Genomic DNA, 23,257 nt, shown 5'->3' with positions numbered 1-23,257 from the left:
AAAAAGGGGATGGGACAAAAAGTCCCATCCTTTTATTTTTGTAAAACGTTCAACAGAGGTGAAGATAAATGAAAAAGCAGCTAAAGATGGTTCGTCGGTGGGATATTATGATTGTATTAGCTTTGATGGTGGCGTCTTTCCTTCCGCTGGTTTTTTTTACGTATGTGCAAGCTCAGACTGGAGATGCTGAATTGAAAGCAGTGATCAGCGCAGACGGAAAAATCGTTAAAGAGTTTATTTTAACGGATGATGGCCAGACCGAAGAATATGTCTATACAGATGACCATGGGCATAAAAACACCGTGATTCGTGATGGATTGAAAATTTATATGTCAGATGCAAGTTGTAATGATCAATTATGTGTTCGAAAAGGCGCAATAAATACATTTGGCGAGACGATTGTTTGTTTGCCGAATCATTTATTAGTTGAAATAGAACCCAGTCAGTCTGATGTTGAAATTGAAAATGAGCTGGACATTATTTCCTGAAATAAGCACTTTAAAAATAGAGGAGAACTGGTATGAAGATTCACCCAATGTGGAAAGACTATCCTTCGATACAAACTGAATTAAAAGCATGTATTTCTTTAATCGAACAAAACATCACTATTAAAAATAAAGATGTGCAACAAAAAATCGTTCAATTGCTTTCTTCCGGCGGTAAAACATTACGTCCTGCGTTTAGCTTAATGTTTTCACAGTATAAAAGCGAAACGGATCAGGAAAAAGCTCGAGCGATTGCAGCTGCTGTTGAAGTGCTGCATTTAGCAACTTTGGTGCACGATGACGTCATTGATGAATCTGATTTGCGTCGCGGGCAAGAGACGATTAATACGCAATATGACAATCGAGTAGCAGTATACACCGGCGATTACTTATTTACTGTCTGTTTTCGTCTGCTCACAGATTATGCAGCGGATGCTTCGGCGCTGCAATTAGATAAAAACGGCATGGAAAGCATCTTGGTTGGCGAACTGAACCAAATGAATATGAAGTACAATTCTAATATGACTATGCGCAATTATTTGAAACAAATACAAGGCAAGACAGCACAATTGTTTGCGCTGAGTTGTTATGCTGGGGCCTATGAAAAGGGCTCAGAAAAAATGGCCAATTCAGCTTATCAAATCGGCAATAATATAGGTATGGCTTTTCAAATTATTGATGATGTACTGGATTACACGCAAGATACTGTGATTGCAGGGAAACCGATGATGAGCGATTTGAAAAATGGTATTTATACCGCTCCTCTTTTATTTGCCATGCAAGAAAATCGGGAAGTATTCGAGCCTTATATTTTAAAAAAAGATCAGATCACAGAAGAAGAGATCAAAGAAGTATACAAGTTGGTGCAGTTGTATAAAGGTGAAGAACGCGCGAAAGAATTAGCCAATAAATATACTAAAAAAGCGTTAAAACGAATCAAACGACTGCCTGAAAATTCAATAAAAAGCACTCTATTGACCATTACTGAGCAAATGTTGTCTCGTGATATGTAAAAAAGAAACCTTATAAAATAAGGTTTCTTTTTTTAAAAGTGAAATGTTCATAAATTTTTCAGATAGTTAATGAAAAAATTATTAAATTGTGTGAAATAGATTGATTTGTTTTGCTGTCAATGCTACTATAAGTACGTAATAAAGAAAAGAAATATTTGTGAATACTTACACAAATAGAAGTGCATATACTAAAAAAGGGTGGGTATAAAATGAAAAAATTATTCTCAGTATCAACGTTAACTTTAGCTTCAGCTTTGGTATTAGCTGCATGCGGCAGTTCTGAAGAAGCAACAGAGTCATCTGAATCAGCAGCTTCAGAAGGCGGATTACAAGATGGAACATATACTTTAGTAGAGAAAAACTTGGATGAAAATGGCTGGAAAACAGACTTCTCTATTACTGTAAAAGGCGGAGAAATTACTGAATCAAATTATGAGAACGTAAATGAAGCTGGCGATAAAAAATCTGAAGACGAAGCTTATCAAGAAAGAATGTCAGAAGTTTCCGGCGTCGGTCCAGTAGAGTACTTCCCGCAATTAAATGAACAATTAGTTGAAACTCAAGATCCAGCAGCAGTTGAAGTAGTAACTGGAGCTACACACTCATCAGAATCTTTCAAAGAGTATGCGCAACAATTAGTAGACGCTGCTGAAGAAGGCAATACGGATACCATTGAAATCGATAATTAATAGTTTCTATTCTCATTAATTGATTTATAATAACAGGTAGGGGCAATGTATTTTGTTCCTGCCTGTTTTTGTATGAATTACGAGAAGTTAGGAGAAATAAAATGAAAAAAATATATCAACATAAAAAAATCTTAAGTGGACTAATGATGGGAGCTTTTTTTCTTTTACTGGCCGGCTGCGGCTCGAAAGAAGAGCAAGCCTTGCTCACCACGCCCTATGAACAAACAGAATTTCTAATGGGTACTTATGTAACATTGCGTGTGTATGATGAAGGGAAAGAGGAAGTTCTGGAAAATGCTTTTGCCCGAGTCGAGAAATTAGCGGATAAGGTAACTGTTAATGAACCTGGCTCAGAAATCGACAAAGTCAACGAAGCTGCGGGAGACGAAGCTGTCAAACTTTCAGATGATGTGTATCCTTTAATCGAAACTGCTGCAAAATACAGTGAAGTTTCTAATGGCGGATTTGATTATACTGTAGGACCTATAACAGATTTATGGAGAATCGGCTTTGATGATGCTAGAAAACCGGAGCAAGCTGAAATCGATGCAGCATTGCCGCTAGTGGATTACAGCAAAGTTGAGTTAGATGCAGAAAATCAAACCATCTTTTTAACCCAATCAGGAATGGCTTTAGATTTAGGAGCGATTGCTAAAGGCTATATTGCAGATGAGATCAAGGTATTATTCGAAGAATCAGGGGTCACCACGGCTATTATCGATTTAGGTGGAAATGTAGTCGTTATGGGAGGTTCGCCTACCAGAGAAGGAGAAGCTTGGAATATCGGGATACAAGATCCTTTATCTGAACGAGGAGAAACCGTTGGAAAGACCAAGCAAAAAGATCGGTCAATCGTTACTTCTGGAATCTATGAACGTTATCTTGAAGTGGATGGGGAAATTTATCATCATTTGATGAATCCTGAGACTGGTTACCCTTTTGATAATGAAATTGCTGGCGTGTCGATTATTTCCAATCGTTCTGTTGATGGGGATGCTCTTTCAACAGTTGTATTTGGATTAGGGTTAGAAGATGGATTGGAATACGTGAACAATCGAGATGATATAGAAGCTGTTTTTATTACCAAAGAAAAAGAAATTTATACGTCAGATGGGTTGATGGATAACTTTGAATTGACTAATGAGGAATACACTTGGGTGAATAAATAAGTTTAAGCTGGAGTGCATCAAAAAAACCTTTAAAGGAAGTGTATGAATGAGTGTACCTGTTTTTTTAGAATTGGTTGAGATAAAAACCAAATTAGCTAGTTTATTTCCTTTTACATTAGGTGTTTTATTTTCTTTGTATTATTTCTCGGAGCTGAATGGAGTAAACACCTTGCTGTTTTTTCTTGCAATGGTGGTTTTTGATATGGCCACTACTGCAATCAACAATACGATGGACTATGTCAAAGCAAAAAACATGGACTACAAAGACCAGGAAAATATTTTAGGAAAAGCTGGGTTGTCAATGAAGCAAGTAACCTATTTGATTGTGGCAATGGTAACTTTTTCTGCTGTCATTGGTCTGTTATTGGTTTATCGAACGAACCTTTTGCTGCTGGTCATAGGTGCTATTTGTTTTGCGGTAGGAATATTATATACTTTTGGACCATTCCCGATCTCTAGAATGCCTTTAGGTGAAGTGATGTCTGGTTTGACAATGGGATTTGGTATTTTCTTTATTGCCGTTTTTATCAATGTTCCTTCTACCTTTATCACAGCCTTGACAATAGAATGGCCTAATTTCGCGCTGACAGGAAGCATCCAAAATGTAGCAGCCATCTTTTTAGCTTCTCTGCCGTTAGTGTTTACGATTGCCAACATTATGTTGTCCAATAACATTTGCGATTACGAGACAGACATTACCAACCATCGCTATACATTAACTTTTTATATTGGCAAACCAATTGCTGTGCGTTTATACCGTTGGTTGTACTATGGGGCTTTTGCTGCCAGCACATTAGCCGTTTTACTAGGAGTCAACTCTGTTTTTATGTTAGGTATCTGGATCATTTTCCCTATTGTTCAAAAAAATATTCATGTTTTTACCAATAAGCAAGATAAAGCCACTACATTTGGCTTAGCCATAAAAAATCTAATTGTTTACCACGGGATGCAAATTATTCTATACAGTTTAGCCATTATTTTTCAATGATGAAACAGGGCGGCAGTTGATTTAAAAACTAAAATATTCTGGAAGAAGGCTAGTAGAAATGGGTTTTAGCACATTATGTTACCATGAATTCCGTAAACGAGAAGAAATTACTGAACAAGGACCGTCTCCGATCAAAGTGACGCAAGATTATGATGATGCACTGCCGCGTGAACTCTTTACCTATGTAGAAGACTTTGAAGCGCAAATGAACTACTTAAAAGCGGAGCAGTATCATGTCTTGACGTTAGAAGAAGTTCGGGCTTATTTGAACGGAGCAGAGATTCGGGAAAAATCGGTTTTACTGACAGCGGATGATACTTATCAATCGTTTAAAAAGTACGCTTATCCGATCTTGAAAAAATTGGATTTTCCTGTTGTTTCATTTGTAGTGTTAGGTTGGTTGAGCGAGCAGGAAGAACCATTTCTGGCTAGTCGTTCTGTGTCTATGAGCAAGGAGGAGCTGGAAGCTATGAAAGGTCTAGTGACAACAGCCAATCACACTACTCTGCTGCATCAACGATTTGCGGACGGCAGCTCCGCAATCCAAACGGTTACTGACGAAGCATTGAAAGCAGATTTGGCGACATGTGGAACTTATGTAGAAGAGCCTGATGTTTTTGCCTATCCTTTTGGAATCTACAATGAACGAGATCTTTTACGCTTAACAGCAATAGGGATGAACTTGGCATTTACTTGCAAGTCAGGTAAAAATACGCAAGATACGCCGCCGTTAGAGTTGCACCGTGATGTGGTTCCGCTGGGTATCTCATTAGAAGAATTTAAAGCAATCGTTTCATAAAAACAATGGCCTGAAAAGTCCTGTGTCGGAACTTTTCAGGCTGTTGTTTTGTGATTTATTGGAGTATCGGTCTGTATAAGGAACTTTATTTAGTTCACCCTTAATCACACGACTGTCGACTGGGGTACTGTCTTTTGGAACAACAAAAACCCCTTCTACTTTTTAAGTAAAAGGGGAGAAAAGGGCTTGGGTTGGTGTTATGCTTTAATGGTTACTGGCTCTCTGCGAATAACTTCTTGTGTTTCGATATCAAAGAAGTGTCCTTTGTTCATGTCGAAAGCTAATTCAATCATTTCGCCAGGATTGTGGAAGTCGCGTGCATCTACTTTAGCTATGAATTCTGTATTGCCGACTTTTGAATACAGCATAGTTTCAGCACCCAATAGTTCTGATACTACAACTTCAGAATTAACGACAGTATTTGGAGAAGAATCGATAGCGATTTGTTCGCTGTGGATGTCTTCAGGACGAATACCGAAAATCAGTTTTTTGCCATCATAACCACGTTCTTTTAACAAACTCAACTTGCCGGCTGGAACTTCGATTTGTAAATCTGTTCCATTAGAAATCGTATTGTCTTCCAATGTTACTTCAAATAAGTTCATGGCTGGAGAACCGATAAATCCGGCAACAAAAACGTTATTTGGTGTATCGTAAACTTCTTTTGGAGAACCGATTTGTTGGATGAATCCGTCTTTCATGATAACGATACGATCTGCCATTGTCATCGCTTCCGTTTGGTCATGGGTTACGTAAATAGTTGTTGTTTCTAAGCGGCGGTGCAATTTAGCAATCTCTGCACGCATTGCTACACGCAATTTCGCATCTAAGTTGGATAAAGGCTCATCCATTAAGAAGACTTTTGCGTCACGAACGATTGCACGTCCTAAAGCTACACGTTGGCGTTGTCCACCAGAAAGAGCTGCTGGTTTACGTTTCAAGTATTCTGTTAAGCCTAGGATATCAGCGGCTTCTTCTACACGGCGTTTGATTTCTTCTTTTTTGTATTTGCGTAATTTCAATCCAAAGGCCATGTTATCGTATACAGTCATGTGAGGATATAGGGCGTAATTTTGGAAAACCATTGCGATATCCCGGTCTTTTGGAGCTACATCGTTCATCAACGTGTCGCCGATCCATAATTCGCCTTCAGTGATTTCTTCTAATCCAGCAACCATCCGTAAAGTTGTGGATTTCCCACAACCTGATGGGCCAACAAACACAATAAACTCGCGGTCTTTAATATCTAAATTAAAATCTGTTACAGAATAAGTATCATTATTGTCGTAACGTTTATGAATTTGTTTTAAAGCTAATTCTACCATATGATTCGTCCCCTTTGAGTAATTGTTTAGTTGATAGTACCAGTATATTGTAAACGCTATCTTTTTAAAATGTTGAACTGCACAAAAATCAAAAGATTTATTTGTGCAGATTGCTCAGAGCAGAAAAATTGCTGATTCTAAACAATTTTCTCCAAGAGTTCTTTTTCTTATGCTAAACTAGTAAAATGAAAACCGCAAAACAAAAGCTTTTTTTATAAAGAAAGGGACTGACAAATGAACAAAGTAAGAGGTTTTGAAATTGTATCAAGTTACGAAGGAAAAGAGATCACATTGCCAGAGAGAGCTACACAGCAAGCAGCAGGCTATGACTTTCAAGCAGCAGAAGATATTGTAGTGCCCACTATTTGGAATGTGTTATTAAAAAATCAAGCTTTACAGCAAAATGAAACTTCTGGTTTACCTGAAGCCAATAAAGAATATCTAGCATCGACACTGGTTCCAACAGGGGTCAAAGCGTATATGCAGGAAGATGAGTACTTGCAATTAGCCAATCGTTCCAGCAACCCGATCAAAAACCAATTGTCTATGCCAAATGGGGTAGGAATCGTGGACGCTGATTATTATGGGAATGAAAAAAATGAAGGGCACATTTATTTTCAATTTATCAACTACGGACTGACAGATTACGTCATCAAAAAAGGAGACCGTATCGGTCAAGGAATCTTTATGCCTTATTTGAAGGCAGACAAAGATACAAATAGCGGCATTCTTCGCACTGGCGGTTTTGGGTCTTCAGGAAAATAACGGTTCAAAAGTGCACAAAAACTTATTTTTCAGTTTCTTGCGTATCATTATTTAACAAGAGACAATAAACTTAACGGTTATTTAAACTTATTGTGCATTCTAGAAGCCCCAGAAGGCTTAAGATGTGGTAAAATAAGAATAGTCATAAAACATCAAAAAGAAAGAGAGGTTCAGCTTTTGGCCAAAAAGAAATCGACTAAATTTGTCTGTCAATCTTGTGGTTATGAATCTCCTAAGTGGATGGGACGTTGTCCAAATTGTGGCAGTTGGAATGAAATGATGGAAGAATTGGAAGTAGACAAAACAGATCGCCGCAGTCGCGTTAGTATGACCGGTGCAACGGCTAAGGCGCAACTCGTCAAAGATGTCACGGTTTCTACCGAAACGCGGGTCAAAACGCAATTAGGCGAATTGAATCGTGTGTTGGGCGGTGGAGTTGTTCCGGGTTCTTTAGTGTTGATCGGGGGAGACCCTGGTATTGGTAAATCTACTTTACTGTTGCAAGTTTCAGCTCAACTCAATATGACAGGCGGAAAAGTCCTTTATGTGACTGGAGAAGAGAGTGCGACGCAAATCAAATTGCGGGCAACTCGCTTAGGCGTTGACGGAGGGAAATTCTATATTTACCCAGAAACCGATATGAGCGCTATTCGGCAGACCATTGAAGAGATCAAACCAGAATATGTAATCATTGATTCGATCCAGACGATGAATCAACCAGATATCACGAGTGCTGCTGGGAGTGTTTCGCAAGTACGTGAAAACACAGCGGAATTAATGAAAATCGCTAAAACAAATAATATTGCTATCTTTATTGTTGGTCATGTGACCAAGGAAGGGGCAATTGCTGGACCGCGTATGTTAGAACACATGGTGGATACAGTGCTGTATTTTGAAGGAGACCGTCACCAATCTTTTAGAATTTTACGAGCTGTAAAAAACCGGTTTGGCTCTACTAATGAAATAGGTATTTTCGAAATGCGGGAAGATGGATTAAAAGAAGTATTAAATCCTTCAGAAATGTTTTTAGAAGAACGTCTGGCGGGAGCAAATGGGTCGTCCGTAGTGGCAGCTATGGAAGGAACACGTCCGATACTTGTAGAAATCCAAGCTTTATTGACTCCTACTGCGTTTGGGAATGCCAGAAGAACTGCCAGCGGGTTAGACCATAATCGAGTCTCATTGATTATGGCAGTATTGGAAAAAAGAGCGAATTTATTGCTGCAAAATCAAGATGCTTATTTGAAAGCAGCGGGTGGCGTAAGATTAGACGAACCGTCTGTCGACTTAGCCATAGCGATCAGTATCGCTTCCAGCTACCAAGAAAAAGGTACACGAGCTACGGATTGCTTTATAGGGGAAATCGGCTTGACTGGCGAGATCAGACGTGTCAGTCAAATTGAACAACGCGTTAAAGAAGCGGCTAAATTAGGATTTGAACGCATTTTTATTCCTAAGAATAATATCGGAGGCTGGACTTTTCCGAAAGACATTGAAGTCATCGGTGTCGCGACCATTAGTGAAGCCGTCAAAAAAGGGATCAAAGGATAAATTTTAAGGAACGTCCAATAGTCATTCAGGCAGCTTTGCACAGCAAGTGTAAAGCTCCTCAATGATGATAAACTAATTAATATAGTACAGCTTTTATAAAGGAGGAACATATTTGAAGAAAAAAATTATTTCGCTTGTTTTTGTCTTGATTGGTGGAAGTATCGGAGCAACATTCTTGCCATTATTTTGGGAAATTATTGGCGTCAACAGTAATTTAGTCAACAATGTATTCACGAATATTTTGATTGGTGCACTTATTTTTTATCTTTTATCTTTACCTTCCGTGAAATATGTTGAACGAGCTATTGGAAAAGCAGAAGAATTTATTAGTCAGTTAAGCTTATCGTATTTGATTGCTGGCAGTATCGGAACAATTATAGGATTGCTGTTGGCATGGCTTATTACGATCCCGCTAAGTACTTTTGGATTGCCGTTATTAAGCAATGTAGTGCCTTTATTAGTGACGATATTTTTGGCTTACCTCGGTTTTCGAGTAGGGACTACACGTCGCCAAGAAATCCGCACGTTATTCCAAACGAAACCCAAACCAGAGACTGAGGAATCCGAGAACCAAGTTTTAGAGCGTAATGCAGACGACAATTTCCGCAAATACAAGATCTTAGACACAAGCGTGATCATAGATGGACGAGTGTATGATATTGTCATGACAGGTTTTCTAGAAGGAACGATTTTGATTCCAAACTTTGTATTGCATGAATTGCAGCACATTGCTGACTCTTCCGATAGCTTGAAACGCGTACGTGGAAGAAGAGGGTTGGACATCTTAAATGCGTTACAAAAAGAAGAAGGCTTAAAAGTAGAAAATTACGATGGAGATTTTAAAGAAATCGAAGAAGTCGATGCTAAGCTGGTGAAGCTGGCTAAATTATTGGATGGAGTAGTAGTGACCAATGATTACAATTTGAATAAAGTATGTGAATTCCAGAATGTTCCTGTTTTAAACATCAATGAACTGGCTAACGCAGTAAAACCAGTCGTTATCCCAGGTGAAAGTATGGTAGTGACGATGGTCAAAGCTGGTACAGAGCGGACGCAAGGAGTCGCTTATTTAGATGATGGCACAATGGTCGTTGTAGAAGAAGGACAACACTACATGAACAAAACGATTGAAGTAGTGGTGACAAGTGCACTTCAAACGGCTGCTGGTCGAATGATTTTTGCAAAACCGGCTAATACACAAAAGAAACTGAACGATAAAGAATAGGAGCGATTGGATTTGGCAAAAACAACTTATGAGCTGATTTTATTAGCAGCTGGCCAAGGCAAACGCATGAAGAAGGATCGAAATAAAGTCTGGTTGTCTTTGATGGGAAAACCGTTGATTGAACGTGCTTTGGAAACATTTTTAAAAGATCCTTGTTGCGTTCACATCATTGTGACGGTCAACCCAGATGAAGTTGAGATGCTGGAAGAATTGATTGAAGCAGAATTTCCGAATACAGATAAACCTATCTCGCTGGTTATCGGCGGTTCTGAACGACAATATAGTTCATACAATGGCTTACAGTGTTTAAAAGATCCTGAAAACGGGTATGTGATGATTCATGAAGCTGCCCGTCCCTTTCTTGAGCAGGATTTTATCGATCAGTTAAATGAAGGTATGCAGCAAACAGGAGGAGCTATTTTAGCTGTCCCTCCAAAGGATACAATCAAACAGGTTTCAAATGGGATCATTGAAAAAACGATTTTACGAGAAAGTGTTTGGCAAGCTCAAACGCCGCAAGCTTTTCGCAGTTCTCTAGTGTTGGAGGCTCACGAAAAAGCAACTAGCGACAACTTTTTCGGAACAGATGACGCGTCTGTTGTGGAACGGATTTTTTCACAGATCAAGATCGTACCGGGAAACTATTACAATATAAAAATGACTACTCCAGAAGATTGGGTAACAGGCGAAGCTATTTTGCATCATCAGTTATCCAACTAACTCCTGCAACAGAAAAATCAATCTAGATAGCGAGTATCTTAGAGTTAACAATTGTCAAAGTCACATTTGCGTGGTAACTTTAAGTGGATAAGACAACAAGGTTTTAATTTAAATTGAAGGCATTCTATTTTTAGAAAAGAGGACATACATTATGACAAAAAAAGTTCGTGTACGTTACGCACCAAGCCCAACAGGACATTTACACATTGGGAATGCTCGTACGGCTTTATTTAATTACTTATTTGCCCGTCATCATGATGGAAAATTTATTATTCGTATTGAAGATACAGACCAAAAACGAAACATCGAAGGCGGCGAAGAAAGCCAACTGGAAAATTTAAAATGGTTGGGTATCGAATGGGATGAAAGTCCAGAAAAACCTGGCAAATATGGTCCATATCGTCAATCGGAACGTAAAGAGATTTACGATCCGTTAATTGACCAATTATTGATGAGCAACCGTGCTTACAAGTGTTACTGTACAGAAGAAGAGTTAGAAGAAGAACGCGAAGCACAACGCGCTCGCGGCGAAATGCCTCACTATGGCGGCAAATGTGCAAACTTATCTGCAGCTGAACAAAAAGCTAAAGAAGCAGAAGGTATCGTACCGGTTATTCGCTTCCGTGTACCAAAAGAAAACACATATGCATTTGATGATTTAGTAAAAGGACACATCTCTTTTGAAGCAGAAAGTGTTGGAGGAGACTTTGTTATCCGTAAACGTGACGGTTTCCCAACGTACAACTTTGCAGTAGCCGTAGATGACCATTACATGAAAATCACGCACATTTTACGTGGAGACGACCATATTGCCAACACTCCAAAACAAATGATGATTTATGAAGCGTTTGACTGGGAAGCACCGACTTTTGGTCACATGACGTTGATCATCAACAGTGAAACAGGTAAAAAACTGAGCAAACGTGATGAAAGTATTCTTCAATTTATCGAACAATACCGCGAATTAGGCTACTTGCCGCAAGCGATGTTCAACTTTATTGCTTTACTAGGCTGGTCACCTGTTGGAGAAGATGAAATCTTTGATCAAGAAACACTGATTAAGATCTTTGACTCAGCACGCTTAAGTAAATCGCCTGCCGCATTTGATGCGAAAAAACTGGAATGGATCAACAATCACTACATGAAAGATGTAGACTTGGATACTGTTACGGAATTAGCAAAACCGCACTTGGTAAAAGCTGGACGTATCGAAGAAAACTTATCTGAAGAACAAGAACAATGGGTGAAAAACCTTGTCAGCTTGTATCATGAGCAAATGAGTTATGGAGCAGAAATTGTTGAATTATCTGAATTGTTCTTTACTGAAGCGCCAACTTTAGGAAACGAAGCGCGTGAAATCTTAGCTGGCGAAACAGTTCCAGAAGTCTTAGCAGCATTTGACAAAGTATTGAGTGAAATTGAGCCATTTGATGCGGATAATGTTAAAAAAGGAATCAAAACCGTTCAAAAAGAAACCGGCATTAAAGGGAAAAACTTATTTATGCCGATCCGCATCGCTGTGACCGGACAAATGCACGGTCCGCAATTAAACGAAACGATTGAATTATTAGGACGCGATAAAACGAAGAAACATTTAGAAGAAGTTCTAAATACATTAGCGTAAAACTATACATTAAAGACAATGATAAGAAAGAGTAACTGAATAAGCGCCTTCAGAGAGTCTGTATGGGTGGAAGCAGATGACGCGAATTCAGTGAAGTGCCTCTTGGAGTTGTGGTGTCGAATCAAGTAGACACCTACCGGCTAACACCCGTTACCCTGTCCGAGATTAGTGGCTTTTTGAGCGACTAATGAAAAAAAGTGGAACCACGCCAAAGCGTCTTTTTTGTGAAAGCAAAAAAGACGCTATTTTTATATCAGGATGTGGAGGACGCTTGGTAGACGCGACAAGAAAATAGGAAATGCAATAGAGGATGCCCTTTATCCTCAATTGCATTTATCTTTTTCTCGAGTGTCTAGCGACCGCAACTCGCCTAGACTGATGCGAAGTGGCCCGTTTAGCTCCGATAGAAAAAATCTAGTTTAATAAATTTCCCCAAAAATAAATCATAAAAAAGAAAAAAAGGTGGCCAATATGCGTACTATAAGTGAAACGGTTCAAACGATAAAACAGAATGATCCCTCAGTCCGCAGTACGCTGGAGATATTCTTGACTTATCCGGGGTTTCATGCGATATTGTGGCATCGAGCAGCGTATTTTTTCTATCGGCACCAATGGTATTTGGTGGGGAAAATAATCGCGACTATTTCTAGATTTTTTACAGGAATCGAGATTCATCCAGGAGCCGTCATTGGAAAAAGATTGTTTATTGATCATGGGATGGGACTGGTTATTGGAGAAACGGCCATCATTGGAGACGATGTGGTGCTGTTTCATGGGGTAACTTTAGGCGGAACCGGAAAAGAAAGAGGAAAACGGCACCCTACGATTGGGAATAATGTCTTAATATCCGCACATACTCAGGTTTTAGGACCGATCACTATAGGAGATAACTCTAAAATCGGCGCTTCAGCAGTGGTGCTGGAAGACATCCCAAGTAATGCTACAGCTGTAGGGATACCTGCAAAAGTCGTCAAATTGAATGGTCAACGAGTAGCACACTAAACTAAACGAATTAAAATCTCACCTAAAAAGGAAGTGGTAATCCATGCTAAAAATCTATAACACGCTGACTCGCCAAAAAGAAGCATTTGTCCCTTTAGAAGAAGGCAAAGTAAAAATGTATGTTTGCGGTCCTACGGTATACAATTACATCCATATTGGAAACGCGCGCAGTACTGTAGCTTTTGATACGGTTCGCAGGTATTTGGAATATCGCGGGTATGATGTCAATTTTGTTTCTAATTTTACCGATGTAGACGATAAAATCATTCGTACAGCTCAGGAAATGAACATCACTGCTCCCGCAGTTGCTCAGAGATTTATTGATGCTTATTACGAAGACACCGCTGCTCTAGGCGTTGAAAAAGCTACAAGCAATCCTCGAGTTATGGATAATATGCCTGATATCATTGAATTTATCAACGCGTTGGTCGAAAAAGAGTATGCCTACGAAGCAAGCGGTGATGTCTATTTCCGTACGCGTAAATTTAAAGAGTATGGCAAACTTAGTGATATGTCGATTGATGATTTAGAAGTGGGTGCAAGCAATCGTCTAAATGACGAAGAAAATACCAAAAAAGAGGATCCGTTAGATTTTGCTTTATGGAAGGCTGCCAAAGCGGAAGAAATCAATTGGGACTCTCCTTGGGGAAAGGGTCGTCCAGGCTGGCATATTGAATGCTCGGTCATGGCTACTAAATACCTTGGAGATACGATCGATATCCATGCAGGCGGTCAAGACTTGGCTTTTCCGCATCACGAAAACGAAATCGCTCAAAGCGAAGCCAAAACAGGGCACCCATTTGCCAACTATTGGATGCACAATGGTTTTGTGACGATGGATAACGAGAAAATGAGCAAATCGCTTGGGAATTTTGTGTTGGTACACGATATCGTCAAACAAGTCGATCCGCAGATTTTGCGCTTTTTCATGGCTACTACTCAATATCGACGTCCAATCAGTTATAGTATGGCAACGATTGATGAAGCGAAAAATAATTTAGCTAAATTGCGTCATGCTTACGAAAATGTTGGTTATCGTTTGAAAGATGCTGTAGAATCAGTAGCAACAGATGCTGAACAAATCGCTCAATTGGATGAATTCAAGCAAACGTTTATCCGCGAGATGGATGACGACTTTAATGCCGCTAATGGGATAACCGTCGTTTACGATTTGTCTAAAACGATGAATATTTATAGTGAACAAGCAGAAGTGTCTAAAACTGTCCTAGAAGCGATGCAGAAATTGATGAGTGAATTGATGCTGATCTTCGGAATTGCCTTTGAAGAAGAAACATTGTTGGATGAAAAAGTGGAACAATTGATCGTCGAGCGCAATGAGGCTCGCGCGGCTAAAAACTTCCAACGAAGCGATGAGATTCGTGATTTATTGAAAGCAGAAGGCATTATTTTAGACGATACACCACAAGGTACTAGATGGAGAAGAGGATAACATGACTGAAAAAAATTGGGCATTATTGAACGGGTTAGCATTAGCTTATGTGGGTGATGCCATTTACGAAACGTATATCAGAGATTATTTAGTGAATCAAGGGCAAACGAGACCCAACCAATTGCATCGCATGGCGACGCATTTCGTGTCCGCCAAAGCACAAGCTTTTTTGATGCATGAGATGATGTCGGCAGAATTACTTTCTGAAGAAGAAACAACGATGTTCAAGCGAGGCAGAAATGCCAAGAGCCATACATCAGCTAAAAATGCAGACATTACAACTTACCGTATTTCTACAGGTTTTGAAGCGTTGATGGGGTACTTGCATTTGTCAGGCGAAAAAGAACGGATGGAAGAATTGATCAACTGGTGTATCCAGAAGGTGGAGGAGACAAACGATGCCAAGAAATGATAAACGATCGTCAAATAGAGATCGAGATAGAAAAAAAACGACTAACCGTCGTCCTCAGCACAAACGTCCGCAACAAATTGATTCCGTAGAAGCGGTAGAGAATGAAGAGGATCGCGATTTTGTCATGGGAAGAATCCCAGCGATCGAAGTATTGAAATCAGAACGAGATATCAATAAAGTCTTTTTACAAGAAGGTCTTTCTGGCGCTAAAATGGAAGAAATCCATGGACTAGCTAAAAAACGCAAAGTACAAATTTCGATCGTGCCAAAATCAAAACTAGATTTACTAGTAGATGGACAAAACCATCAAGGTGTTGTGGTTGGAACAGCAGCTTTTGCTTACTCAACGATTGATGATTTATTTGAAGCAGCGGCTATAAAGAATGAAGACCCGTTCTTTATTTTATTGGATGGTGTGGAAGATCCGCATAATTTGGGATCAATCATGCGTACGGCAGATGCCAGCGGAGCTCACGGAATTATTATTCCTAAACGCCGTGCAGTTGGACTGACGGCAACCGTTGCTAAAGCTTCAACAGGCGCCATTGAGCACGTTCCAGTCGTTCGTGTGACCAATCTGGTACAAACCATCAAAGACTTGAAAGAACGCGGTATTTGGTTCTATGGCACAGATATGGAAGGCCAAGACTACCGCAAATGGGATGCAACATTGCCAGTGGGACTTGTTATTGGAAATGAAGGCAAAGGTGTCTCAAGGCTCGTGAAAGAACAAATGGATGGGACTATTACCATTCCTATGACTGGTCATGTGCAAAGTTTAAACGCAAGTGTCGCAGCTGGTTTATTGATGTACGAAGTTTACCGAGGACGCAATAAACTGTAAAACAAACTAAAAGGGAAAAGAAGGGAGGTCGAGGCTATGAAGAAAGAAGTTCTGATCGTAGATGGATACAATATGATAGGCGCTTGGCCAATGTTGGAAAAATTGAAAAACCAAGATGAGATGGAAGAAGCCAGAGATTTATTGCTACATGAACTATCCAATTATGCAAAATATGAGGACATCGAAGTACGCATAGTTTTCGATGCCCAATTTGTTCCCGGAATCCAAAAAAGCTATGCAAAATATCAACTAAGTGTTATATTTACTAAGGAAGGTGAAACCGCTGACAGTTACATTGAACGGGTAGTTGGTGAAGAAAATTTGCTCATTACACAAGTCACCGTAGCGACCAGTGATCTAGCCGAACAATGGATCATTTTTCAAAAAGGTGCGTTGCGTAAATCTGCCAACGAGCTGTACAAAGATTTGCAGCACTCAAAAAAATCCATCGAAAATGATGCAAAAACCTTACATAGTCAAAGTTACCGCCGAAATTCACCATGGAACCACCATCAATTAGATACGTTAGAGAAATATCGAGATCATTTAGCAGAGAAAAAGTAGGATTTTGAGAATCCCAAAAAAGAGCAGACTAAAAATGAGCTAAATAAAAATAGACGATCTAGAGCTGGAGGAAAAATAGTGAACGAAGCAGATGATTTATATAAACATTTAAGTAATGAAGAATTGATTTCTATCATAAAAGAAGGGGACTATGGTCCATTTGAAGCTTTATTTCAGCGTCATGCAGGAATGGTCCAAATTATAATCAATGATTTCTATATTAAGAGTTACGAAAAAGAGGACTTTAATCAAGAAGCAAGAATTGTTTTAAATACGACTATTCATGCCTACGATAAAGATAGATTCTGCACCTTTGGAAATTTTTTCAAATCAAATTTACGGCATTACTATATCAACTTGTTACGCAAAGACATGGCTAAAAAAAGAAGAATTGAAAAAGTTTCAGAATCATTAGACAGCTTGTTAGAAAATGGTTTTTCACCGACTTACATAAAAAATTTTTCAGGTGAAATGAACTTTCAACAAGCGTTAGAAGTAAAAGAGAATATTCCTTATTTCTATGATTCTTTATCAAAATTTGAATACAAAGTTTTTCTAAGATACATGAAAAATATGGATAAAGAAGAGATAGCACAAGAACTTCAATGTGAGGTTGCACGAGTAGTCAATGCACTAGATAGATGCAAAAGGAAATTAATAATGAATATAAAATAATTTAGTAAGCGCTTACTAATAGAGGTCTGCTCTTTTTAGTACTCTTAAATACTAAGTTAATTAAAGGCCTGTGCTACGATAGAAAAATCGTAGTACAGGCCTTTTCTATAACGGATTAATAACAGCAGGACTCATTAATTAAAGGATTGTCTTTTTTAATTAAGCGATTCATCCCATTCAACATCATCCCATTCACTGTCTTCAATAGAAGGACTGCCAACTAAATCGTTGTAAAAGGCTGCGTTGGTAGCGATCATGTATGGAGAAATCCATAAAAAGCCAATGCCTAATGTAAGAACACCAAGTAAGATCCAACCTAGAAAGCTTAGTTCCAAAAGAAAGAACCGCGCTTTGTGTCCTTGCATCAATTCCTTACTCTCCGTAATACAATCCAATGCTGAGATTTTTTCCAAATCTGGACGGTCAACGTGGTCTTTGTAAATCAAGTAAGCTTGTGAGTAAGCATATGATTTAATGATCCCAGGAATAATAAATAGTAATGCCCATAGGAAAGTAAAAAGACTTGAAATAATATAAATCAGCAATACTCCTAAAAAATACTTTTTAGAAAATACTTGGAATGCATCTTTTAATGGACGAATCTTGTAACTAGCATCGCGAAAAACATTTAAGAAAGCAAATGTAATTCCGGTAGAAATAAATGTTGTAAAAATGCCGCTGATAGTACTGCTTCCACCGCCGCTTCCGCCATCATCACCATAATATGTCCCTATTTCGGGAGAATAACCGATCGTTTCAATGGCTATCACAATGGCAACTACTACAATTACCATAGCAACAATCATAAGTAAAGTGGGAATAAGGTTCATCAATACAGCGTCTTTCCATCTTCCACTTAACATATCACGAGCGTCTTGTTTCAATTCTGCTCTTGTTTTATACTCATTCATTATGTATAACTCCTCTTAATTGTGTTTTATTTCTCAAGACATAATATACCATAAATAACCATAAAAAACGTGTTAAATATACCGTTTCTTATACTTGATGTCTTACAGTGATTCCCTAAATGTAAACTGCCTCAGAATGAAGTAGCACCCTATAAATTTAGCATAGCCAAAATGAGAACGGAATAATGGATAGAAAAGACTTCATAAATAAGATTAAAAAAAATAAGTTTTTCCTGCCCTCCTTAACTTAGTCCTTTCATTATCTCAATATTTCCCGGGAAAGTAACGCATCTGCTGGTTTACATTTAGCAACCATTAGTTGACATCTGTATAAATAAACCAAATGCCTTTAAAAAAACCATCAATAACTGATTTCTACTCAAAGGGATTAAAAGTACAGCCTTTCTAGTTGTAAAAGAAAGTCACTTTTTTGAGAGAGTCGTAAATTCTAATGAAAATAGAAGGTTGTATTAAAATAAAAAAGCCATAAAGAGGAGGAGTAACAAATGAAATATACAGTGACAGGTGCAACCGGGCATTTAGGCAGCGGAGTCGTGGAAGAGCTGTTGAAGCAAGTGGCACCTCATGAAGTACGAGCAGCGGTTCACACCCTTACAAAAGCGGAAAATCTCAAAAAACAAGGGGTTGAAGTAACCGCTATTGAGTATTTAGATGCTGCAACCATAGTAAAGGCCATTAAAGAGACGGATGTGCTCGTTTATATCCCGAGTAAAACTTATAATGTGCTGCAGCGCATTACGGAATTTGAAAATACGTTGCAAGCAGTGGAAGAGAGCGGTATCAAAAATATCGTTTTTGTCGGCTTCATCGCGGATCAAGAAAACAATCCGTTTCAAATGTCGTCTTACTATGCGTACGCACCGAGACGCTTGGCGGGATTAGACATCCAGTATGCTGTTGTAAAAAATGCTTTGTATGCAGATCCATTGGTACCTTATTTGTCGGAATTGATTGAACGTGAAAATATTATTTATCCGGTGAAAGACCAAGCGTTGTCCTTTATTACCATACAAGACAGTGCCGAAGCGATTGCTAAAGTAGCTCTAAACACTCATTTGCGGAATAACGGGCAAGTTACTTGCTGACTCAATCGCGTAACTACGATATGGTGGCATTAAGTCAGGTGTTGAGTGAGGTGACGGGAGAAAAAATCGGTTATGAGCCAGTTTCCTTGAAAGAATTTGCGGAAATGTACAATGAAGATGGCATGGGAAGAGAGTTGGCTTCGATGTACAAAGCAGGCGGAATGGGCTTGTTGGATACCGTCACGGAAGACTTCAAATTCATTACCGGTCACGACCCGCAAGCAATGGAGTGGTTTATTCAAGAAGGCATTAAGAAGGAAAACTAAAACAGCCTCGTATTGAAGAAGTGATCTTTGGTGCGAGGCTGTTTATTACATTTTCTCAAAATTTTAAAGAATGCTTTGTGCTATTTATGGTAAATATTTTTGTGATGATCTACTTGAATAGCCGACACAATCATTTTGTCATCTTGGATGTCTAAAAGTACTCTATAGTTACCAATTCGATAACGCCAATAACCAGAGCGATTGGCGGTCAGTCCTTTACCTAGCTTTCTCGGATCATCTATTCCATCGATGTGTTGATATAGCCAACTCGTGATGAGACAAGATTGAAACTGATCCATTTTTCTGAGTTGTTTTTGGACATTTTTTGTAAAAAGCAGTTTATACGGCATCAGAGTTCTCCAAATTCATCTAAAATCTCAGACATCGAAACTGTTTCTCTACCGGATTCTATCCATCTTTTGCGGGAAATTTCGGCAATCTGCTTGTCGTATTCATCTTCTAATAGTTCCATAGAGTATTTTTTCATTAAATCAGATAAGGTTATTCCATAAAACTCTGCCATGTATTCCAACCATTCTTTTTCTTCATCTTTTACACGGATAGTGATCATTGCCATCGAAAACACCTCTTTTTTTTTACTGTATTACAAAGCAATACAGGAGTAAAGAGGACGGCCTTCAATATGTTCTATTAAGACCAGTAAGTGAATTTATAGTCCACTTGTGTCATAAAAGATAGATTCTCCCAATGTTTGAATTCTACTCCCACATGGTTATATCGCCAGCTCCCAACTTGGTCACAGTCGCTAAAAGAAGCATAATCGCCACCTGAAATAGTGTCACTATTGGATAGTAAGAGCGGAACCGGGCAAATCTGCCTTGTAGGAGTAGCAGGACAACAGTCGATGGTACAATAAATATTTTGATCATAATTAACAAATACATACTGCTGAATGAAGGTCTCCCACCTAGCAGGTAATTGTTTAGCAGAATCTTTAGTCAGTACTCTAAAACTGCCATCGCATTCATCTTTATAGTTGAGTATACTATCGTTATAGCGTTGATATCTATGATTGTATTTTTCAGGGAAATCGGTCGCATAATCCCCACTATTAAATACGCAATCCCCTTTCCACTCATTTGCTAGTAAATGGAGCAATTCATACAAATAACTTTTTCCCATAAAACAGTGTTCAAATATTTTTCCTCCTGCATCATATTGAAGCGGATCGAGCATCAATTTTTTGTCTGCATTTAATATCCAATAATCTTGTCCCATATTATCACCTCAAATTTTGTCTTTCTCTATAACTGTACGCATTTTTTATCTGTTTTATTTTTCTGCACAAAAAAAGATGTTCATGAATTTTAACTCATGAACATCAAAAGCATCATTTAGTTTTAAACAGTCACCGTCCCAGAAAGTTCTTCCACAGCTCTCATCGCATTAAACACCATTTCTTTCGTAACATCTGGAACAGCCAAGTTAAAGGTTTTAGCATCTGAAGCCGCAAATTCGGCGATTCTTTCTGCTTTCTCCAATAAATAGTCTTCCACTCCGAAGTCAGCTAAACGGTGAGGGAAGTGGTTTTCTTTATAGAAAGGCAGTAATCTCAGAGCTTCTTCTGCATCTCCGGAAGCCCATAATTGCACCAGTACTCCATAAGCTACCTTGACCCCGTGTTCGTAAGCATGAGTTTCGGGAACCAGAGACATTCCGTTATGAACTGCATGAGCCCCCGCCATGCGGCCGTATTCTCCAGCAAATCCGCCGACTGTTCCGGCAATAGCTACAACAGCTTCGGCAACACGCTTAAACGCAGCGGTCACTTCACCGTGTTCCATGCTGGCTAAAGCTTCTTGACTGTCGGCAAGCAACAGTTCTTGTGTCACTTTAGCGGTTTTCAGCCCAACTTCCACCATTGCTGGCAGATCTCCTTCGACGTGACGAGTGATGCCTTCTGCTTCGTACCATTTTGCCAATGTATCTCCAATTCCGCCCATGAAGTATTTTTGAGGCGATTCGATCAGCAAATCTAGGTCCATCAAACAAAGCAAAGCGGCTTTTTCATAATAATCGACCACATTAAAAGAATGATCCGGATGATACACAGCGGAAAGCGGGGTATAAGCTGCACAAGTTCCTAAGACTGTCGGAATGGTCATGTATTCGACCTGCAGCAGTTCAGCTGTGCCTTTTGCGGTATCCAATGCTCGGCCGCCGCCGATTCCGACTACACAATCCGTTCCTTGGATTAATTTGGACAGACGTTCCATATCTTCATGGGAAGCTGTGCCGTCGTAGCGATATACCGGCAAATCCAGCGAACCAGGATAGTGCTTTTGAAAAGCTGCATAAGACAACTCTCCCGTAATCACAACGGGCTTTTGAAAAGCCGTCAGCTTCCCGTCTAAATACTTTAAAGCTCCTGATTCACTCAAAAATTGACCTGGGCCTGGACGAACAACTTGACTCAAACGCATGTAACATTCCTTCTTTCTATTTTTTAAGATTCCGCAACGATTGTTGCAACTGGTTCTTCAGTGTGTGTTTCTGCTTGATCTTTATGGCTCATAAATGAGGCATATAAAGTCCCAAATAAGGTATGGACAATGGTTCCTGCTGCACCAGCTAAAGCGGCAGCAGGACTAAAGTGAGCTAAACCTAAACTCCCAGCAAGACCAGTATTTTGCAACCCAACTTCAACGGCGACCGCTCTCGTAGCAGGGCGATTGAATTTGAATAATTTTGAAACAGCATAACCAATAGCGTAGCCAGATAAATTGTGCAACCAAACAATCAAGAACATAATCATCCCGGTTCCTAATAAGGTTTCTGAATTGACCGAAACGGTTCCGCCTAAGACGACTAAAACAGCGGTAGCAGATAAGGAAGGTAAGGCGGTTTCTACTTTAGCGACGTGCTGGGCGAAGAAGTAGCTGAGCACCAATCCGGCAATGATAGGGACTAGAACGACTTGGATGATGGATAAAAACATAGTCCAAAAGCTGATTTCTAAATATGCTCCGCCATAGAAAGATAAGAACAAGGGGGTAAGTAAAGGAGCTAAGAGAGTAGATACAGAAGTAGCAGCTACAGACAACGGTACATCACCTTTTGCTAAATAAGTAATCACGTTAGAAGAGGTTCCCCCAGGCACACACCCCAATAAAATCAGCCCTAATGCCATTTCAGCCGGAAGCTGGAAAAATTTAGCCAATAAATAAGCGGACAGCGGCATAAAGGTGAATTGCAAAAAAGTAACCAGCAGCATCATCCATGGTTTTTTAAAAACTGCTGCGAAATCAGCTGGTTTCATTGTTAATCCCATGGTAAACATGACGATTTGCAAAAATAATGTCGTATAAGAACTGGCCCATAAAAAAGAGTGCGGTAAGAATAACGCTAGTGCGGCCACAGCAACAACGATTAAAGCCAAATATTTATTGTAAAGATGATTGAATGTGTTAAAGAACTTCATATGAATTCCTCCTAGGGTATGTTATCTGGTGGTTTTTTTCGATAAGTTAAAATATCAATGTCACTTTCCATAGTGCTCACTCCTTTCGAGAAAATAAAAAGGCCACCCATTCAATTAAAATGAATGGGTGGCCTAAGTCCCATTCAGCTAAGTAGCATGAAGAGGACTTAAACGACTGTAAAAAAACTCTCTTACAGTGTCTAAATCCTCTTCTTAATAATAATAGCTGCTT

24 protein-coding genes, 1 pseudogene and 1 other annotated feature are annotated in these 23,257 nt (G+C 39.2%); of the genes and pseudogenes, 18 read left to right on the top strand and 7 right to left on the bottom strand.

What is annotated here, in order from left to right; translation table 11 throughout:
- Positions 1–68: 68 nt before the first annotated feature.
- From ACEN36_RS08715 to ACEN36_RS08690, 6 genes are all read left to right on the top strand, one after another.
- Positions 69–488 (top strand): NusG domain II-containing protein, encoded by a 420-nt coding sequence (locus ACEN36_RS08715; protein WP_407126389.1) that lies wholly within the window; start codon positions 69–71, stop codon positions 486–488.
- A 32-nt stretch (positions 489–520) separates the two neighbouring features.
- On the top strand, positions 521–1,498 hold the full coding sequence (locus ACEN36_RS08710) for a polyprenyl synthetase family protein (protein ID WP_407096080.1): 978 nt from the start codon (positions 521–523) through the stop codon (positions 1,496–1,498).
- 209 nt (positions 1,499–1,707) lie between these two features.
- A complete protein-coding gene (locus ACEN36_RS08705) occupies positions 1,708–2,187 on the top strand; it encodes an FMN-binding protein (RefSeq protein ID WP_407096079.1) in 480 nt (159 codons plus the stop codon).
- A 101-nt stretch (positions 2,188–2,288) separates the two neighbouring features.
- Entirely contained in the window at positions 2,289–3,356 is a 1,068-nt protein-coding gene (locus ACEN36_RS08700) for an FAD:protein FMN transferase (protein WP_407096078.1), read from the top strand.
- Between the two features lie 46 nt (positions 3,357–3,402).
- Positions 3,403–4,344 (top strand): 1,4-dihydroxy-2-naphthoate polyprenyltransferase, encoded by a 942-nt coding sequence (menA, locus tag ACEN36_RS08695; RefSeq protein WP_407126388.1) that lies wholly within the window; start codon positions 3,403–3,405, stop codon positions 4,342–4,344.
- 58 nt (positions 4,345–4,402) lie between these two features.
- On the top strand, positions 4,403–5,143 hold the full coding sequence (locus tag ACEN36_RS08690) for a polysaccharide deacetylase family protein (protein WP_407126387.1): 741 nt from the start codon (positions 4,403–4,405) through the stop codon (positions 5,141–5,143).
- A gap of 197 nt (positions 5,144–5,340) precedes the next feature.
- On the opposite strand, the gene ACEN36_RS08685 is transcribed toward ACEN36_RS08690, so the two are convergent.
- The gene (locus ACEN36_RS08685; RefSeq protein ID WP_407096075.1) at positions 5,341–6,468 is read right to left on the bottom strand and encodes an ABC transporter ATP-binding protein; all 1,128 of its coding nucleotides are present in this window, start codon (positions 6,466–6,468) and stop codon (positions 5,341–5,343) included.
- Between the two features lie 234 nt (positions 6,469–6,702).
- Between ACEN36_RS08685 and ACEN36_RS08680 the strand changes: the two genes are divergently transcribed.
- The 11 genes from ACEN36_RS08680 (at position 6,703) to ACEN36_RS08630 (ending at position 17,300) form a co-directional block, all read left to right on the top strand.
- Positions 6,703–7,233 (top strand): dUTP diphosphatase, encoded by a 531-nt coding sequence (locus ACEN36_RS08680; protein WP_407126386.1) that lies wholly within the window; start codon positions 6,703–6,705, stop codon positions 7,231–7,233.
- 177 nt (positions 7,234–7,410) lie between these two features.
- Positions 7,411–8,784, top strand: coding sequence for a DNA repair protein RadA (gene radA / locus ACEN36_RS08675; protein ID WP_407096073.1), 1,374 nt, complete (start codon positions 7,411–7,413; stop codon positions 8,782–8,784).
- Between the two features lie 112 nt (positions 8,785–8,896).
- Positions 8,897–10,009: a PIN/TRAM domain-containing protein gene (locus tag ACEN36_RS08670; protein ID WP_407096072.1), complete on the top strand. Its 1,113-nt coding sequence runs from the start codon at positions 8,897–8,899 to the stop codon at positions 10,007–10,009.
- Between the two features lie 12 nt (positions 10,010–10,021).
- Positions 10,022–10,729: a 2-C-methyl-D-erythritol 4-phosphate cytidylyltransferase gene (ispD, locus tag ACEN36_RS08665; protein WP_407126385.1), complete on the top strand. Its 708-nt coding sequence runs from the start codon at positions 10,022–10,024 to the stop codon at positions 10,727–10,729.
- Positions 10,730–10,880: 151 nt separating this feature from the next.
- Positions 10,881–12,353: a glutamate--tRNA ligase gene (gene gltX / locus ACEN36_RS08660; RefSeq protein WP_407126383.1), complete on the top strand. Its 1,473-nt coding sequence runs from the start codon at positions 10,881–10,883 to the stop codon at positions 12,351–12,353.
- A 9-nt stretch (positions 12,354–12,362) separates the two neighbouring features.
- Positions 12,363–12,577: a binding site (T-box leader), on the top strand.
- Between the two features lie 247 nt (positions 12,578–12,824).
- A complete protein-coding gene (epsC, locus tag ACEN36_RS08655) occupies positions 12,825–13,355 on the top strand; it encodes a serine O-acetyltransferase EpsC (protein WP_407096069.1) in 531 nt (176 codons plus the stop codon).
- 43 nt (positions 13,356–13,398) lie between these two features.
- Positions 13,399–14,805, top strand: coding sequence for a cysteine--tRNA ligase (gene cysS, locus ACEN36_RS08650; protein WP_407102445.1), 1,407 nt, complete (start codon positions 13,399–13,401; stop codon positions 14,803–14,805).
- Between the two features lies 1 nt (position 14,806).
- Positions 14,807–15,217, top strand: coding sequence for a Mini-ribonuclease 3 (locus tag ACEN36_RS08645; protein WP_407102446.1), 411 nt, complete (start codon positions 14,807–14,809; stop codon positions 15,215–15,217).
- Entirely contained in the window at positions 15,204–16,061 is an 858-nt protein-coding gene (gene rlmB / locus ACEN36_RS08640) for a 23S rRNA (guanosine(2251)-2'-O)-methyltransferase RlmB (protein WP_407126382.1), read from the top strand. The genes ACEN36_RS08645 and rlmB overlap by 14 nt, the downstream gene beginning before the upstream one ends.
- A gap of 36 nt (positions 16,062–16,097) precedes the next feature.
- Positions 16,098–16,625 carry an NYN domain-containing protein gene (locus ACEN36_RS08635; RefSeq protein WP_407126381.1) on the top strand — a complete coding sequence of 176 codons (528 nt, stop codon included), beginning with the start codon at positions 16,098–16,100 and terminating at the stop codon, positions 16,623–16,625.
- A gap of 78 nt (positions 16,626–16,703) precedes the next feature.
- Positions 16,704–17,300, top strand: a complete 597-nt coding sequence (locus ACEN36_RS08630) for a sigma-70 family RNA polymerase sigma factor (RefSeq protein ID WP_407102448.1) — start codon at positions 16,704–16,706, stop codon at positions 17,298–17,300.
- 155 nt (positions 17,301–17,455) lie between these two features.
- On the opposite strand, the gene ACEN36_RS08625 is transcribed toward ACEN36_RS08630, so the two are convergent.
- Positions 17,456–18,211, bottom strand: a complete 756-nt coding sequence (locus ACEN36_RS08625; protein WP_407126380.1) for a DUF975 family protein — start codon at positions 18,209–18,211, stop codon at positions 17,456–17,458.
- Positions 18,212–18,717: 506 nt separating this feature from the next.
- Between ACEN36_RS08625 and ACEN36_RS08620 the strand changes: the two are divergent.
- Positions 18,718–19,583: pseudogene (locus ACEN36_RS08620) on the top strand (NmrA family NAD(P)-binding protein).
- Positions 19,584–19,663: 80 nt separating this feature from the next.
- Here the strand turns inward: ACEN36_RS08620 and ACEN36_RS08615 are convergent.
- The 5 genes from ACEN36_RS08615 to ACEN36_RS08595 form a co-directional block, all read right to left on the bottom strand.
- Complete coding sequence (locus ACEN36_RS08615; RefSeq protein WP_407102452.1) at positions 19,664–19,933, bottom strand: type II toxin-antitoxin system RelE family toxin; 270 nt, start codon at positions 19,931–19,933, stop codon at positions 19,664–19,666.
- Positions 19,933–20,160, bottom strand: coding sequence for a type II toxin-antitoxin system RelB family antitoxin (gene relB / locus ACEN36_RS08610; RefSeq protein WP_407096062.1), 228 nt, complete (start codon positions 20,158–20,160; stop codon positions 19,933–19,935). Before relB ends, ACEN36_RS08615 begins: the two co-directional genes overlap by 1 nt.
- A gap of 74 nt (positions 20,161–20,234) precedes the next feature.
- Positions 20,235–20,822 carry a hypothetical protein gene (locus ACEN36_RS08605; protein ID WP_407126379.1) on the bottom strand — a complete coding sequence of 196 codons (588 nt, stop codon included), beginning with the start codon at positions 20,820–20,822 and terminating at the stop codon, positions 20,235–20,237.
- Positions 20,823–20,944: 122 nt separating this feature from the next.
- A complete protein-coding gene (locus ACEN36_RS08600; RefSeq protein WP_407126378.1) occupies positions 20,945–22,027 on the bottom strand; it encodes an iron-containing alcohol dehydrogenase family protein in 1,083 nt (360 codons plus the stop codon).
- Positions 22,028–22,050: 23 nt separating this feature from the next.
- Positions 22,051–23,025, bottom strand: a complete 975-nt coding sequence (locus ACEN36_RS08595; protein ID WP_407126377.1) for a bile acid:sodium symporter family protein — start codon at positions 23,023–23,025, stop codon at positions 22,051–22,053.
- Between the last annotated feature and the right edge of the window lie 232 nt (positions 23,026–23,257).

This window comes from Desemzia sp. FAM 23989 (assembly GCF_045528345.1).
Taxonomy (GTDB): domain Bacteria; phylum Bacillota; class Bacilli; order Lactobacillales; family Carnobacteriaceae; genus Desemzia.
Note: the sequence above shows the minus strand (reverse complement) of the source record. Positions and strands in the feature narration are given on the sequence as shown.

Coding starts and splice junctions, on each gene's coding strand:
- ACEN36_RS08690 (WP_407126387.1), top strand. CDS start 4,403: ATGGGTTTTAGCACATTATGTTACCATGAATTCCGTAAACGAGAAGAA.
- ACEN36_RS08645 (WP_407102446.1), top strand. CDS start 14,807: ATGACTGAAAAAAATTGGGCATTATTGAACGGGTTAGCATTAGCTTAT.
- ACEN36_RS08700 (WP_407096078.1), top strand. CDS start 2,289: ATGAAAAAAATATATCAACATAAAAAAATCTTAAGTGGACTAATGATG.
- ACEN36_RS08625 (WP_407126380.1), bottom strand. CDS start 18,211: ATGAATGAGTATAAAACAAGAGCAGAATTGAAACAAGACGCTCGTGAT.
- ACEN36_RS08635 (WP_407126381.1), top strand. CDS start 16,098: ATGAAGAAAGAAGTTCTGATCGTAGATGGATACAATATGATAGGCGCT.
- ACEN36_RS08595 (WP_407126377.1), bottom strand. CDS start 23,025: ATGAAGTTCTTTAACACATTCAATCATCTTTACAATAAATATTTGGCT.
- rlmB (WP_407126382.1), top strand. CDS start 15,204: ATGCCAAGAAATGATAAACGATCGTCAAATAGAGATCGAGATAGAAAA.
- ACEN36_RS08710 (WP_407096080.1), top strand. CDS start 521: ATGAAGATTCACCCAATGTGGAAAGACTATCCTTCGATACAAACTGAA.
- epsC (WP_407096069.1), top strand. CDS start 12,825: ATGCGTACTATAAGTGAAACGGTTCAAACGATAAAACAGAATGATCCC.
- ACEN36_RS08605 (WP_407126379.1), bottom strand. CDS start 20,822: ATGGGACAAGATTATTGGATATTAAATGCAGACAAAAAATTGATGCTC.
- menA (WP_407126388.1), top strand. CDS start 3,403: ATGAGTGTACCTGTTTTTTTAGAATTGGTTGAGATAAAAACCAAATTA.
- relB (WP_407096062.1), bottom strand. CDS start 20,160: ATGGCAATGATCACTATCCGTGTAAAAGATGAAGAAAAAGAATGGTTG.
- ACEN36_RS08600 (WP_407126378.1), bottom strand. CDS start 22,027: ATGCGTTTGAGTCAAGTTGTTCGTCCAGGCCCAGGTCAATTTTTGAGT.
- cysS (WP_407102445.1), top strand. CDS start 13,399: ATGCTAAAAATCTATAACACGCTGACTCGCCAAAAAGAAGCATTTGTC.
- ACEN36_RS08615 (WP_407102452.1), bottom strand. CDS start 19,933: ATGCCGTATAAACTGCTTTTTACAAAAAATGTCCAAAAACAACTCAGA.
- gltX (WP_407126383.1), top strand. CDS start 10,881: ATGACAAAAAAAGTTCGTGTACGTTACGCACCAAGCCCAACAGGACAT.
- ACEN36_RS08680 (WP_407126386.1), top strand. CDS start 6,703: ATGAACAAAGTAAGAGGTTTTGAAATTGTATCAAGTTACGAAGGAAAA.
- ACEN36_RS08685 (WP_407096075.1), bottom strand. CDS start 6,468: ATGGTAGAATTAGCTTTAAAACAAATTCATAAACGTTACGACAATAAT.
- ACEN36_RS08715 (WP_407126389.1), top strand. CDS start 69: ATGAAAAAGCAGCTAAAGATGGTTCGTCGGTGGGATATTATGATTGTA.
- ACEN36_RS08705 (WP_407096079.1), top strand. CDS start 1,708: ATGAAAAAATTATTCTCAGTATCAACGTTAACTTTAGCTTCAGCTTTG.